We start from the raw sequence: 13,482 nt of genomic DNA on the forward strand, positions 1-13,482 counted from the left end.
ACGGTGAAGCGACGGATGCTTCTCGAATTCTGGCAAAGCCGTCGCCGATGCAAGCGGCTCATCGCGAGCTTGCGGTCGGATATTTCTCACCTAAAAATCTGGTAATTAAATACTTATGACTTTCATTCGCCTCCAGATGGCCGAAGCATCCGCCGCTTTCGATCGCCGATAGGCCCCGCAGCGGAAGAGTGGCATCCAAGTTGCACCGCTGCATTCACCAAACGTCGCACTGAGTGGTGCGGAAGGTTGGTTCTGGGTTGGAGCGCCCGCCCTGGCGCAAGCCGGGGCGGGCGCTTTCTCGTTTCGGCCCCCGTTGGGGATCGGGCAAGGCGCTCGCGGGTAATGCGTTGGTGGGTGCCCCGCTAGCCCGGCGCGAGCATTCGAAGAATGGCGAGGGCGTTGAGGGCGGCCTTCGGGACGAAGGAATCAAGGTCCACGTATTCGGGAAGCTTGGTGCCATCCGGGCTTCGTTCCGAGCAATGGTCATTGTCCCCGGACGGTCCGAGGCCGTCCAAAGTGGGGACATGGTCCCAAAGATGGTTGCCATCGCTCAGCCCTCCACGCATCTCGGGTTCGACCGACTGGCCCAGGACGCTTCCCATCGCTTGGAACGCTGTCATCAACTGGTCCGTGGCCGGATTTCGGGGCCACGGCCGGGTCTCGTTCACAATGGTCGCCTCAACGGTGCACGGGAATCCATCCACTGGGCTGATGACGTCTCCCGGTCCTCCAAGGCTCAGGAATCGTGATCGCCCGGCGGCATAGGCGGCCGGGGTGAACGCTCGGAACTCGCCTTCGGCCTCCGCGAAGTGCGGCACGCGGTTTAATCCCGCGCCGCCGCGGATCGTTCCCACGTTGAACGTCCGATCGGTGTCGGCATCACTGAGGGCGGCAATCCGGTCCACCACGCGGGCGATCTGGACAATGGCGTTGGCGCCTCTCGCATGCTGGGTGCCGGCATGGGCCCCGCGGCCGGAGACCCGGACCCGCCACGTGGCGCGTCCCTTGCGGCCCACCACCATCCGTCGGACTCCAGGGCCCCGTCCCTCGGCCTCAAATACCAGCGCCGCGTGTGTGTCCGGTCCCAGTTGCGACCGGCACAGATCTCCAAAGTCCGGAGAGAGCGTCTCCTCGGCGGCATTCCAAAACAACCGCCAGGTGGTCGCCTCAAATGCCGGCCGGGCCAGTTGTTGGAGGGCATCGAGCACCAACCACATCATCACCGTGCCGCCCTTGATGTCGTGGGTTCCCGGACCAAAGGCGCGGGACCCCTCCACGCTCCAACGGAAGTGGTTGCGCACCTCCTCCTCGGGCGGAAACACGGTATCCAGATGCGAGACCATGGCGATGGTCCGCTGATCGGATCCCGGACGTGTCATCAGCAGGTGGTGTCCGTGGGCGGGATCTGCGGACGCAACCAGCTGCCGGGAAAAGCCGAACGGTGCGAACGCCTCCGCGGTGACTCGTCCGACGTGGTCCACGCCGTTCGGATTTTCCGTCCAGCTGTTGATCCCGACCATTTGCCGGAGGAGGTCCAGCGCGGCGGGAAGGCGACGTTCGAGGTGGCTCAACAGGGCATCCGGTTCGATCACCCCGCCAGCGTGCGGCGGCGCCGCCGTGCGTCAATGACCCGGAGGGCCTCCCGGCAGTGCCCATCTCGCCTCAGCGGGCGCGTTGCGCCAGCAGATCCACCAGCCCGGACAGCACCTCTTCGCGGTCCGCCCCGTCCAGCGCGAGCGCCAGTTGTGCGGTGAGCAACCCGTATCGGGCGCCGATGTCGTAGCGCCGTCCCCGGGCCTCGAACGCGAGGTACCTCTCGCGCCGGGCCAGCATGTTGAGGGCATCGGAAAGGTGCACGCTGCTGGTGCCTGCCCGCCCGGCGATGCATGTGCCCAGCAGATCCATCACCGCCGGGGTCAGCACATGCATCCCAAAAAAGCAGAGGTAATGACCGGCCCGCAACCCCGGCACGACCAGTCGCTGCTCGGCTTCGGTCGGGGTCGGCTTTTCCAGCACCTCCGACACCTCGTACCACCCGGGATGCGAGGGGACGAGGCGCCCGCCAACCGCGCCGTAATGCGGCAGTTTGCTTTCGTGGGTGGCCTGGACGGCGGACACGGAGGCCTCGGCGATCCGCGCCACCTCCACCAGCTGGCGTGCGCAACCGGCATCGGTCGCGCTGACATACAGATGGTCACCAACCAGCAGGAGGAAGGGTTGCGCTCCAACGAACTCCCGTGCGCACCAGACGGCGTGTCCGTAGCCCAGCGGTTCCGGTTGCTCGATGAATTGCAATCGTCCCGAATGCCCGCCGGCGGCGGCCTGGTACACCCCGGTATCCCCGGGCGCCACCACCAGCGCGATTTCCTCCACGCCGGCGGAAAGCGCCTCTCCGATGATGATCGCCAGGGCCGTCTTGGCCACCCCGTCACGATCCACCAGGGACTGGAGCGGCAGGTTCCGCTGGTTCTTGCCCGCCACGGTGATCACGGCCTTGGACAGCTGCATCGCCGGGAAGGGTGCCGGGACTGCGGTCCAAAGCTCAATTCGCAAAGCGGCCGATGCCCGACGACGGGGCACGGTTTCGCTTTCCCGGGCCTGCTCCTTCCCGCGGAGACGAACCTTCAGGATGGCCCGGGCCATCCGGCGTGCAACACCGTGCCCGGATGGGCGTGGCCATCGTTTCTTGCTCCCCTTCGTAGCGGGTCCACGTTACCACGCGCCGTATGAAATTCGGACCGGTTCGCCGCGATCCCCGGACGTTTCAAGGCGCCGCCGACATCATCCCGGGTCTCGGATCCGACCTGCCCGGGTTGCAACAGGCCCGGGCCCTGTGGCAGGCCAACCGCTTCGATGAGGCGTTGGAACTTTTTGAGCAGACCGCCCGGCGGCATCCGCAGAACCTGGTTGCCCTCATTGACGGCAGCAGGGCGCTCGGGGCGCGGTTCGAGATCCGCCGCGCCGGGGTGCTGCTGGAAAGGCTCCTGAAGTTGGGAAAGTCGCGTCCGGAGATCCTCCACCTTGTCGGGCAAAGCTACCGGATGATCTTTCGTCCGGAGCTGGCGGAGCAATGCTTCGAAGCGGTCCTGAAGCGCACCCGGAAGATCCCGGACACTTTCCTGGAGCTGGCGGTGCTCCAGGAGCGCCGTCACGAGCTGGCGGGTGCGCGCGAGCTGGTGGAGGAGTGTCTGCGCCTGGTGCCCGGCTATGCGGAGGCCCGGCTGATGCATGCGCGCCTGATCCGTCGGCTCGGCGACGAGGACACCGCCCTGCGGGCCTTCCGTGAGCTGGCGATGCAGGAGTCCGCACACCCGGCGGTGCGGTCCCTGGCATGGACTGAAGCCGCCCAGTGCCTCGATCGCCGTGAGGCCTATGACGAGGCCATGCAGGCGCTGCTGGCGGCCAAGGAGTTGATGCGCCCCCTGGAGGGGCCGGTCCTGCGGGAGGCCACATTCGTGGTGGAACATCTGGGCCGGCTTGCCGATTCGCTGACCGCGGACGACTTCCAACGCTGGTCTGCTGCGGCCCGGGAGTTCCCGCAGCACCGCACCGCCGTGCTGACCAGTTTTCCCCGGTCGGGGACCACCCTGCTGGAACAGGTCCTCGACAGTCATTCCGGCGTGATCAGCTCCGACGAACGCGAGGCCTTCGCGAGGGACATTTTTCCCGCCATGTGGCTTGGGCCCGAAAGCCCGGTCCCGACCGTCGCGGCCCTGGATGCCGTGCCGGCTGCGCGGCTCCGCGCGCTCCGGTCGCGATACCTCGACTACATGGAAGCCGCCCTGGCGGAGCCCATCGGCGGGCGGATCCACCTCGACAAGAACCCTCCGCTCACTTTGGTGCTCCCCGGTTACCTCAGGCTTTTCCCGGAGACGAAGACGGTGTTCGCCCTGAGGGATCCGAGGGATGTGGTGATCAGCTGCTTCATGCAGGCCCTGCCGTTGAACCCGAACAGCGTGTGCTTCCTCACGTTGGAACGGGCGTGCCAGCGCTATGCGGGCGACCTGAGGGTCTGGCATCGCCTGCGCGACTTGATCCCCTCACCCTGGATCGAGATCCGCTACGAGGACACGGTCACGAATCTGCCCCACGAAGCCCGGCGCGCGCTGGCGTTTCTTGGCCTGCCCTGGGAGGAGGGCGTGTTGGGCTACCGGGAGCGGATCCGGACGCGGGCCGTTGGCTCCCCGAGCTACGAGGCGGTCCGTCAGCCACTCTACACCCGCGCCATCGGGCGCTGGCGCCACTACGAGCGGTTCCTCAAGCCGTGGCTGCCCATCCTTGAGCCCGCCGTGAAGGCCCATGGATATTGAGCCGGGACCATCTATTGGAGGATCCGGTACACCTTGAGTCCGTCGCCGACCGGGATCGTCTGCGGATTTGCCTGGCTGGGTGCCGGGGTCCAGGGCCCGGAAAGGGCCGATGCCTCCTGAAGCACGCCCGATCCGGTCCAGGAGATGGTGACCGAATTCGCGTCCAAGACCGGAGGATTGAAGGACGCCGGTGGCGCCACCGCGGTTCGAGCCTGGAATGCGCGGATGGCCTCTGGGTCCGAGAGATCGTTGATCAGGACCCGGCTGCCGTTGGCCTTCAGGGAAAACCATTCGAGGTTGGCCGCTCCCGAAGTGTGCCCGGCGATCAATCGGACTGGGTACACCCCGGGCGCCGGCACCGCGAAGCCGCCGAGGGCATCCACGGCCCCGAAGCCCTTGGGGCCGTCCCATTCGAGCAGCCGGGGCTGCGGGTCGGTCTGGATCACCGCGCTGATGGCGCTGCCGTTCTGGACCAGCTGGCGCAACACGGCCCCGCCGAACGTCTCGGAGATGACGAGGACAGGGATGCGGACGTTGGGATTGATGTCCCCGATGCGGAATGGAAACCCGGCATCGTCCGGGGTGATCAGCAGGGCTGCGACGGCCCCGGCCAGTTGGGCCTGCTCCGCCTTGGTGGCCGAGTCGCAGCCGCCGCCGGTGTCCCGGTCAATCAATGCGATGCGGCCTGCCAGCTCCGTGTTCCCGGTAAGGTCACATGCCTGGTCTGGAACACCGGCCGGGGTCGCATAGGCCAGCGGCGCGGTGAGTGGCGCCTGCGGGAGGGCGCCACCGAACTGCAACTGGGTGATGTTGGTCGCGATGGGCACGCTGGGGATCACGAAATTGGTGGCCCCGGTGATTTGAAGCGTCGTCGCCCGCCCGAATCCGGAGGTCATCCGAAACGCATCGGCACTGTTGACCCCGAACTGGTAGTAGCCTGCGGCCGGGAACCTCAGGTAGGTGGTGACGTCGTGTACCGCACTGTCCTCGCTGCCCGTGACGCCGGGAATTCCCGGAAATCCGGTGTCCTCCGGGAAATTGGCGGCGGACCCGGAGGAGTTCACCCAGTTGATCACCCCGGGGAACTCGAACCGGTTGGTCTCCACCGCACCGGAGAGGTCGGCGACGTTCGCCTCCACCAACCCGGCGAGCACGGACTCCAGGAAGGCGATGCTGGCGGGCAGGTTGGCCTGAACCGGGGGCGGGTCGGTGAACAGGGTGTCCACCTGGAACACGTTCACGTTGAATCCCGGCCTCGTGGCATCCTCGGATCCCAAGGGCGACCCGTCGGAGGCCGTCAGCGAGACATAGTCGGCAACAGTGAACGAAAAGGTGTTGGTCTGGGTGACGACCGGACTTCCCGTGTCGCCATACTCGATCCGGTACCGGTTCACTGAAAGGGCGGGCAGCACGCCGGCATTGTAGGTCACCAAGGTCTCGTTGCCGGACTGGGTGACACCGGGGGTCACCGGAAGGTCATTGAGAAACAGGCGGATGGTCTGCGGGTCCACCGAGGTCACCCGGTTTTGCAGCGTGACCGAAAGGGTCACCTCGGGGCCGACCCCCACCGCATTATTGCCGGGGGTCGCCGCCGTGATTGCCGGCAGGGTCTCCGCCGTGTCCACAACGTCGAGGGACACGACATCCACATACCCGTCGGGGGCCCCGCCGATGGATGTGGACTGGATCGTGATGCGGGCCTTCCGGGCGCCGGCGGGAACGATGCCGGCCCGGCGGTCCTGGGCCCATTCCTTTGCGTCGGAATAGCGCGAGTTGGAACCCGTGGGGATTTCGAGCACGAAGTCGTATCCGCCCAGGATTTCCGGGCCGCCGACGAGTTCGTCGGCCTCCCCGAGGAATTCGAGGGTCAGGTCGCTGAAATCCCCCTGGACCCGATAGCTGCTGAACCAGGCCGACATCGTGTAGGCCGCTTGACCGGCATCAATCTTCGCGGCGCTCAGCGTGGTGCCTTCCAGCAGGCTGACGGTCTGACGGACCTCCTCGCTGCTCTGGAGGATGCCGTAGGTCCCGGGCGCATAGGGCCTCAGGAATCCAAGACCGGCTCCGGCGGGCCCTGGCAGCGTGTATTGCGTCGAGTAGAGGTAGGTGCTGAAGGTGCTCCATCCCTGTCCAACTCCGGGTTCGGGCACCCCACCGACCCGCACCACCGGAAGACTGCTCGTCGTCGTGTTTTCAAAACTGCCGTCCACGATCAACTCCGTGGCGCGCGCCGTGCCGACAAAGGCCAGTCCGCCCGACAGAATCGCCAGGCCCATTCGATGCGTTGAATCTTTCATGGAGCTTCAGGGATGATTGGCATTCGGGGCTGGGCGCCCGAGGCCGTCAAATGAAAAGCGGACCCCCGCCTGCATCGCCACCAACAACCGGGAAACCTCCTGGTGGCATTCCGGAGACCGCGGACCGCTCCGCGAAGCGCCGAGGAACCTGCGGGCGGCGTTGTCTGAAACGTCAGTTCCGCTGCGGGTGGAAAACGAGACGGACGCCGAGCGCACCGCCGTGATCCGATGGACGCCACTGAGGGTCCGTGGGTCACGGGCTGCTTGAATCCCGGTGTCGGTCGCCGGGCAGACCCGTCGCGTTCTGAACTTTCCGTTGTCCAGTCGCCCCGGTCCCTGCGACTCACCGGGTGACGTATGGCCTTTTCGCACGACTCCAGGATTGCCGCCGCGCAGGCTGGGGATCCCCAGGCTGCCGGGGAACTGGTCTCCGAGCATCACGAGCGGGTTTTCGCGTACCTGCGGCGGCTGGCGGGCAATGACGCTGATGCGGAGGACCTGACCCAGCGGACCTTTGCGCGGGTGTGGACCTCCCTCAGCCGCTTCTCGGGCCATTCGTCCATCAGTTCGTGGATCCACGGGATCGCGCATCACGTCCTCCTCGACTGGTTGCGATCCCGCAGGCCTTGTGACGCGCAGACCGATGCGTGGTGGGATCAACACCCGGCGCCCGGTCCCACACCTGCGGACACCGTGGCGGCCGCGGATCTTTCCCGCGTGGTGTTTGCGGCCGTGGACACCCTCGATGCGGACCTCAAGCATCCGGTTCACCTGCACTATTATCAGGGGCTCACCCTTCAAGAGACCGCTGAAGCGCTCGGGGTTTCCACGAGCACCGTCAAGAACCGCCTTCGCGCGGCCCTCGCCGCGATTCACGGCGCCCTCGACCGCCGCCCCACCGTGATTTCCCAACGCATTGCTTGAGCAGAATCATGAACACCTCCGAACTCGAATCCCTGCTCCGCCGGGCGCCCCAACCTGCGGTGCCGCCCGGGCTCCGTGACCGCCTCGTGCGGCAGAACCCGTGGCACCCCGGTTCCGGGGTGCCCCAACGACCGGAGGCCGCCGGGGACTGGCTGCGACGCTGGTGGCCGACGCTGCTTGCCGGCGGAGGCGTGCTGGCTTGTGCCGGCGTGCTGATCCAGCAGCACGGTGAACTTCAGCGGCTGACTTCTCCGATGGAGTCGCTGGCATCGCCGGCATTGCCCTCCGCAGTCTCCGAAGGCGCTGCCGGGGTCCTCGAGACGTCGGTCACCGCAATCGCCCTTCCCGATGCCGGCAGGCAGCGCCAGGAGATCGTGGAGCTGCGCGAGGAACGCGCCGCACTCCAGGCGACCGATCTTCAGGCCACGCAGCGTGCCATGGAGAATCTGCACCTTCAGGAGGAACTGACGGCACGGTCGGGGCTTGGTCCTGAGGATTTCGCAAAACTGGATGCCGCCCGGGAACGGGCCACGTCCATCGGGTGCGTGAACAATTTGAAGAATGTTGGACTGGCAATCCGGGTCTGGGCGATGGAACACGACCAGACGTTCCCGCCGGATTTCCTCTCTGCCTCCCGCGAACTGAGCTCCCCGAAGCTGTTGGTGTGTCCGTCGGACCCCTTGCACACCACGGCATTGGACTGGGCGACCTTCAGCGCCGCCCAGATCAGTTATGAGTTCCTTGCCCCGGGGAGCCTGGAAGGTGAGCGATCCGCTGAGGCGCTGCGGGTTGCCGCACGTTGTCCCACTCACGGAAACATCCTCCTGAATGACGGCAGCGTTCAGATGGCCCGTGGCGACGGTTCCAACATCAAGGACCGTCTGGTCCACCGGGACGGCGCCCTGTGGTACATGGCGGAGCCACCTCCGGCACCCGCACCTCCAGCCCCATGAAGCCGCATCGCATTCTGCCCCTGGTGTTCGTCGTACTGATGGCCGGGCTTGTCGTGGGCATTTGGGAACAGCGACGAAAGCGGCACTCCCTCCAAAATGCGGCAGTGGCACCCGTTCCCGCGGCGACGGACGCGCCAGTTCCCGGGCCAGCCGCACCGCCGCTCACGGACGACGAACTGCGGGAGCTGCTCTCCCTGCGACGGGATGTCGGTCAGCTTCGCCAGCGCAAGGCGGCGTGGAAGCGGTTGGAGGACCAACATCAGCGCCTGACGGTTGCGGTCAGCGCCTCAAGCCGTGAGCTGCCCCCGGAGCAGCGACTCGCGGCCGGGGCGTATCTGCCCGCCTCCCAGGCAAGTTTCCGGGGACTAGCCACACCCACCGATGCGGTGGAATCGTTTGTCGCCGCCGCGCGGGCAGGCGACGCCGGCGCGCTGTTGCGGGTCCTGGCTCCGGACTCGCGTGTTGCGCAAATGCTGGCGGCACCGCCCCAAGGGGACCTGCTGGACGGACTGGCGGCGATCGGTGGCCTCCAGATCCTTTCCATCCAAGGCCCCGCCGATGGCCAGGTGGAAATCACGTACACGATTGATCCGCGGCTTGGAGGGTTCACCGACATCTTCCGCCTCCAACAACTCAATGGCGAATGGCGGCTGGACCTCGAGTGATCGGATCCGGCGACCGGGGAAGGGATCAGGATTCGATCGTCCCGAGCTCCACGGGCTCGACGTTGACCCCGAGCTTGCGCAGCCAGCGGACCCCGGCGGTGACCTCGGCTGGAGCGCCCTCCAGTTCCAGGCAGGCGATCCCGATGTCATCCGCGACACTCACCTGCCGCACGTTGGTCACCACGTCGAACTTGTGCCCCAGCTCCCAGATGACCGGCTTTTTGATCAGCTTCGCCGGGAACATCAACCAGAGCCGTGAGGTCTGTGGCGGGACAAACCGGGCCGCCTTGCGTTTGGATGTGGCCATGGAGCGGGGAAATCAACCGCCGGCGATGGCGGGGATGATGCTGACCTCGTCGCCATCCTTCAGCGGCGTGTCGTTGTTCTGGAGGAACCGGATGTCCTCCTCGTTGACGTAGATGTTGACGAAGCGCCGGACCTGGCCGGCGTCGTCCACAAGCCGTTCCCGGATACCGGGAAATGCCTCCTGCAGCGCCGCGATGGCGGAGCCGATGGTGCCTGGCGGGACCTCGACCGTCTCGTGGTCCAGGGTCAGCTTGCGGAGCGGGGTCGGGATTCGGATGGTGACGGGCATGGCGGGCAACAATGGAAGTGAGGATCTGCGGGAACGGCGGGGTGATGCAAGCCGCTTGGTTCAGCCCCCGGCGAAGGCGGGGATGATGCTGACCTCGTCGCCCGGCTTGAGCGGCGTGCCCTGGGCCTGGAGGAAGCGGATGTCCTCGTCGTTGACGTACACCAGCACGGAACCACGGAGGCGGCCCTGTTCGTCACACAACCGGTCGCGCACCCCGTGGTAGCGGGTGTGCAGCTGGCCGATCAGGTCGCCCACGGTTCGGGCGGGGATCTGGAGGGTATCCTCGCCGCCGCACAGCCGGCGGAGCGTCGGGGGAATCAGGAGTCGGATCATGTCGCAGGTCGGGAAGGCGTGTCGGGATTCAGGCGGAAACCGTGCGGGCGGCATCGCGCGCCAGCAGGGCCTCGAATTCTCGAAGGCTGGGTTTGATGTCCCGGATGGCCCCGACGTGGCCGGCCACTGCATCCAGGGTTTTGAGGCCGTTGCCGGTGATGCACAGGACCGCGCTGGACGCTGCGGGGATCCGTCCGGAGGCGATGAGCTTCCTGGCGACGCCCACGGTGACGCCGCCGGCGGTCTCGGCGAAAATACCCTCGCACTCGGCAAGGATGCGGATGCCTTCGCGGATCTCGTCGTCGGTGACGTCGTCGCCCGAGCCGCCCGTCTCCTTCATCACGCGCAGCGCATAGAAGCCGTCGGCGGGCGTGCCAATCGCGAGCGACTTGGCGATGGTGTCGGGTTTCTGCGGTTTGAAGAAGTCGAGCCCGGCCTTGTGGGCGAGGGTGATGGGATTGCAGCCGGTGGCCTGCGCGCCGTGGATCTTCCAAGGCGTCGTTGGGACCAGTCCGAGCTTTGAGAATTCCTGGTAGCTCTTGTGGATCTTGGTCAGCAGCGACCCGGACGCCATGCACACCACGGTGTGTTCCGGGATGCGCCATCCGAGCTGTTCCTGGATCTCAAATCCCATGCTTTTGGAGCCCTCGGCGTAGTAGGGGCGCATGTTGACGTTGACGAACGCCCACGGGTATTTGCCGGCAATCTCAGCGCACAGGCGGTTGACCTCGTCGTAGTGGCCGCGGATGCCGATGACCGCGGCGCCGTAGATCAGCGAGTTGACCACCTTGCCCTGCTCGAGGTCATGCGGGATGAAGACGAAGCACTGGAGTCCGGCGGCGGCGGCATTGGCGGCCACTGAATTGGCGAGGTTGCCGGTGGAGGCGCAGGCCACCGTGCGGAACCCCAGCTCCACCGAGCGGCTGAGCGCAACGCTGACCACCCGGTCCTTGAAGGACAGGGTCGGGTAATTGACCGCGTCGTTCTTGATCCAGAGCTCGCGGATGCCCAGGCGGCGCGCCAGGCGGTCGGCGCGGATCAGCGGCGTGAAGCCGACCTCGCTGCCAACCGTCGGCTCGCCGGCGATGGGCAGAAGTTCCCGGTAGCGCCACATCGTTTGGGCGCGGGACTGGATGACGTCCCGGGACAGGACCTTCCGGATCCGGTCGTAGTCATACGCCACCTCCAGTGGGCCGAAATCGAATTCGCAGACATGCGTGGCGGCGAGCGGGTACTCGTGACCGCACTCGCGGCACTTCAACGCCTTCATGAAACCATTGCTGCTGCTGCTCATGTCACTTGTCCTGCGTTGCGCCCGGCGCCGGGAGGCAGGCAAACAAAAGCCCCCTTCCCGGACCGATGAGAAGAGGGCGACAACGCGGATCGGCTCCTCTCATCGTCGCAAACACCCCGCTGCCGGGATCTTTGCCGGAATTGGCACCTGGTCGTCGAACTGCCGGTTCGACCGGTTGCCGTGGCATCTTCGGGCCGTTTCCCTCCGCCACTCTTGATGAGTGTCCCGGACCTCCGGGACGCGGAATGATTGGGGAAACCTCCGCACCGCTGTCAAAGGAAACTTTCGGCAGGGACCGGTGGACCGACGGCGGCGGCCGTCCTCAATCCGTGCCGCCCACCGGGGGGCCCGGCCAGCCGAAGTCTCCGACCAGCGGTACGAAGCTGCACGGGATGTCCCAGACGACCTCACTGCCGTACCCGTGTCGCGTCAGGATCGCCAGACGCTGGGATTCGCTGTCGCCCACGGGAATGACCATCCGCCCCCCCTCGTCGAGCTGGGACAACAACACTTCAGGGATGCCCGGAGCTCCCGCCGCCACCGCGATGGCCTGATACGGCGCATGGGCCGCCCAACCGCGGCTGCCATCCAGGCACGCCACCGTGAGGCGATCCAGCCCGAGGGCGTCGAGCCGGGCCATTGCCCTCGCGGCCAGCGCCGGCAGGCGCTCCACGGCGAACACCTCGCGCGCGAGCCGTGCCAGCAAGGCCGCCTGATAGCCCGAGCCCGCGCCGATTTCCAGGACGCGCTCCCGGCCGGTGAGCCTCAGGGCTTCCAGGGTCCGGGCGACCATGTAGGGCTGGGAAATCGTCTGGCCGAGCTCCAGGGGCAGCGGGGTGTCGTCGTAGGCCCGGTCGCGATCCGATGCGTTGACGAAGAACTCCCGGGGCACCCGGCTCATGGCCTCCAGCACCCGCGGATCCCGGATCCCGCGCTGCCGCAATTGGGCGTCCACCATCTGCGCGCGCCTCGATGCGAAGGGGTCCGGACCGCTGGTCTCACTCATCGCATTCATCCGGATCCCAATCGCCTGGTTGGCCGTTCAATGGGACGGCACCGAGGGGCCGATGTAGCGGTCGGCCACGACGACGTTGTCGAAGCACACCACGTTGACCGGGTGCCGGGTCCATCGGTCCGTGACGTACGTTTCCAGCGTCAGGGCGTTGGCCCGGAGTTCTGGCACCTTGCGCCAGCGGATTCCCTTCCAATGGCCCTGGAGTTTGCCGTCAATCCAGAACGCCTGCTCCCCGTCGGCCTCTCCCGGCGTGTTGTGGGCCAGCATGAATTCCACGGCGATCCACCGGTCCCTCGGGATCAGCGGGGCCTCCGTTACGGCAAAGGAGTTTCCCCAGTGGCGGCCGTCCGGGGAGGCGTCCATTTCGTACCAGTAGCTGTAGAAGTTCCAGCGGCCCGGGGCGGGCCAGCGTCCCGAGTCCCCCCACGGTTCGATGGCGGTTGAGAACCGCTCGGTGCCGTCGGGCTTGACCCCGGCGCCCCCGAAACCACTCCAGCGATCCCCGCCGCGCAGCCCGCGGTTGGCCCTGAGCGTCACGAAGTGGTGCACATAGTCACCTTCGGATGCGAACCGGGTGTGGAATCGAATGAAGACCCGCGCGCCGGGCTCGAACCAGCGGGTCAACCCGCCCCCGGTGTTCCGGTCGAGGCGGGCCTCGACGCGGAGGCAGCGGCGTCCCAGGGCGGGATCTCCGGGATCCTCCCAGCCGAGAACCTCTCCTTCGGGATTCCGCACCTCATCCCAGCCGCCTCCCAGCGGTCCGGATTCGAAGTCGTCGGCAAACAGCACCCCGGGCGCTGCGGCAATTCCCACGTCTCCGGGGTGCCCGGCCGCCAGCCCCGTCCCCTCCGGAAGCTCCCGCAGCGCCGCCAGGTTGGTGCGAATGCCGCCTTCAGCATCCATTACGGCCGACAATTCCAGTGCCAGAAATGCCGCCAGCAAGCCGGGGGGGAAACGCATGTTCAGACAGAACCTCTGCGGCGACCACCGGTCAATCCTCCCGGCGACGTTCGTTCCGGCCCGAAGGGGCGGGCGCAATGTCAGGGGTCGGGGCCGGCAGCGGACCCACGCCATCCTGAGGACGGTCCATCGGGTA

13 protein-coding genes and 1 riboswitch are annotated in these 13,482 nt (G+C 66.7%); of the genes, 4 read left to right on the plus strand and 9 right to left on the minus strand.

The genetic code is table 11. The features are described from left to right. Positions 1-362: 362 nt before the first annotated feature. The gene (locus KF791_14670) at positions 363-1,592 is read right to left on the minus strand and encodes a M20/M25/M40 family metallo-hydrolase (protein ID MBX3733822.1); all 1,230 of its coding nucleotides are present in this window, start codon (positions 1,590-1,592) and stop codon (positions 363-365) included. A gap of 70 nt (positions 1,593-1,662) precedes the next feature. Further along, on the minus strand, positions 1,663-2,508 hold the full coding sequence (locus KF791_14675; GenBank protein ID MBX3733823.1) for a UTP--glucose-1-phosphate uridylyltransferase: 846 nt from the start codon (positions 2,506-2,508) through the stop codon (positions 1,663-1,665). Positions 2,509-2,726: 218 nt separating this feature from the next. On the opposite strand from KF791_14675, the gene KF791_14680 reads away from it, so the two are divergent. Beyond that, positions 2,727-4,310: a sulfotransferase gene (locus KF791_14680; protein MBX3733824.1), complete on the plus strand. Its 1,584-nt coding sequence runs from the start codon at positions 2,727-2,729 to the stop codon at positions 4,308-4,310. 11 nt (positions 4,311-4,321) lie between these two features. Here the strand turns inward: KF791_14680 and KF791_14685 are convergent, their stop codons facing one another. Beyond that, the gene (locus tag KF791_14685; GenBank protein ID MBX3733825.1) at positions 4,322-6,607 is read right to left on the minus strand and encodes a hypothetical protein; all 2,286 of its coding nucleotides are present in this window, start codon (positions 6,605-6,607) and stop codon (positions 4,322-4,324) included. Positions 6,608-6,964: 357 nt separating this feature from the next. Between KF791_14685 and KF791_14690 the strand changes: the two genes are divergently transcribed. Genes KF791_14690 through KF791_14700 form a run of 3 tightly spaced genes read left to right on the plus strand, consistent with a single transcriptional unit; the run spans position 6,965 to position 9,149 of the window. Continuing rightward, positions 6,965-7,531: an RNA polymerase sigma factor gene (locus KF791_14690; protein ID MBX3733826.1), complete on the plus strand. Its 567-nt coding sequence runs from the start codon at positions 6,965-6,967 to the stop codon at positions 7,529-7,531. A gap of 8 nt (positions 7,532-7,539) precedes the next feature. Continuing rightward, entirely contained in the window at positions 7,540-8,484 is a 945-nt protein-coding gene (locus tag KF791_14695) for a hypothetical protein (protein ID MBX3733827.1), read from the plus strand. After that, positions 8,481-9,149, plus strand: a complete 669-nt coding sequence (locus tag KF791_14700; protein ID MBX3733828.1) for a hypothetical protein — start codon at positions 8,481-8,483, stop codon at positions 9,147-9,149. Before KF791_14695 ends, KF791_14700 begins: the two co-directional genes overlap by 4 nt. Positions 9,150-9,174: 25 nt before the next feature. Here the strand turns inward: KF791_14700 and KF791_14705 are convergent, their stop codons facing one another. The 6 genes from KF791_14705 to KF791_14730 form a co-directional block, all read right to left on the minus strand. Further along, on the minus strand, positions 9,175-9,456 hold the full coding sequence (locus tag KF791_14705; protein MBX3733829.1) for an NIL domain-containing protein: 282 nt from the start codon (positions 9,454-9,456) through the stop codon (positions 9,175-9,177). 12 nt (positions 9,457-9,468) lie between these two features. Beyond that, on the minus strand, positions 9,469-9,744 hold the full coding sequence (locus KF791_14710) for a MoaD/ThiS family protein (GenBank protein MBX3733830.1): 276 nt from the start codon (positions 9,742-9,744) through the stop codon (positions 9,469-9,471). Positions 9,745-9,804: 60 nt separating this feature from the next. Continuing rightward, on the minus strand, positions 9,805-10,077 hold the full coding sequence (locus tag KF791_14715; GenBank protein MBX3733831.1) for a MoaD/ThiS family protein: 273 nt from the start codon (positions 10,075-10,077) through the stop codon (positions 9,805-9,807). A gap of 28 nt (positions 10,078-10,105) precedes the next feature. After that, positions 10,106-11,371 (minus strand): threonine synthase, encoded by a 1,266-nt coding sequence (locus KF791_14720; GenBank protein MBX3733832.1) that lies wholly within the window; start codon positions 11,369-11,371, stop codon positions 10,106-10,108. Positions 11,372-11,467: 96 nt separating this feature from the next. After that, a riboswitch (SAM riboswitch) is annotated at positions 11,468-11,594 on the minus strand. Positions 11,595-11,693: 99 nt separating this feature from the next. Next, the gene (locus tag KF791_14725) at positions 11,694-12,377 is read right to left on the minus strand and encodes a protein-L-isoaspartate(D-aspartate) O-methyltransferase (protein MBX3733833.1); all 684 of its coding nucleotides are present in this window, start codon (positions 12,375-12,377) and stop codon (positions 11,694-11,696) included. Between the two features lie 36 nt (positions 12,378-12,413). Then, the gene (locus KF791_14730) at positions 12,414-13,346 is read right to left on the minus strand and encodes a hypothetical protein (protein MBX3733834.1); all 933 of its coding nucleotides are present in this window, start codon (positions 13,344-13,346) and stop codon (positions 12,414-12,416) included. Positions 13,347-13,482: the final 136 nt, after the last annotated feature.

The organism is Verrucomicrobiia bacterium (assembly GCA_019634635.1).
GTDB lineage: Bacteria > Verrucomicrobiota > Verrucomicrobiia > Limisphaerales > UBA9464 > UBA9464.

Bases quoted from the DNA above. Each gene is read 5' to 3' on its own strand.
- KF791_14675 (MBX3733823.1), bottom strand. From the start codon at position 2,508: ATGCAGCTGTCCAAGGCCGTGATCACCGTGGCGGGCAAGAACCAGCGG.
- KF791_14680 (MBX3733824.1), top strand. From the start codon at position 2,727: ATGAAATTCGGACCGGTTCGCCGCGATCCCCGGACGTTTCAAGGCGCC.
- KF791_14685 (MBX3733825.1), bottom strand. From the start codon at position 6,607: ATGAAAGATTCAACGCATCGAATGGGCCTGGCGATTCTGTCGGGCGGA.
- KF791_14690 (MBX3733826.1), top strand. From the start codon at position 6,965: ATGGCCTTTTCGCACGACTCCAGGATTGCCGCCGCGCAGGCTGGGGAT.
- KF791_14695 (MBX3733827.1), top strand. From the start codon at position 7,540: ATGAACACCTCCGAACTCGAATCCCTGCTCCGCCGGGCGCCCCAACCT.
- KF791_14700 (MBX3733828.1), top strand. From the start codon at position 8,481: ATGAAGCCGCATCGCATTCTGCCCCTGGTGTTCGTCGTACTGATGGCC.
- KF791_14705 (MBX3733829.1), bottom strand. From the start codon at position 9,456: ATGGCCACATCCAAACGCAAGGCGGCCCGGTTTGTCCCGCCACAGACC.
- KF791_14710 (MBX3733830.1), bottom strand. From the start codon at position 9,744: ATGCCCGTCACCATCCGAATCCCGACCCCGCTCCGCAAGCTGACCCTG.
- KF791_14715 (MBX3733831.1), bottom strand. From the start codon at position 10,077: ATGATCCGACTCCTGATTCCCCCGACGCTCCGCCGGCTGTGCGGCGGC.
- KF791_14720 (MBX3733832.1), bottom strand. From the start codon at position 11,371: ATGAGCAGCAGCAGCAATGGTTTCATGAAGGCGTTGAAGTGCCGCGAG.
- KF791_14725 (MBX3733833.1), bottom strand. From the start codon at position 12,377: ATGAGTGAGACCAGCGGTCCGGACCCCTTCGCATCGAGGCGCGCGCAG.
- KF791_14730 (MBX3733834.1), bottom strand. From the start codon at position 13,346: ATGCGTTTCCCCCCCGGCTTGCTGGCGGCATTTCTGGCACTGGAATTG.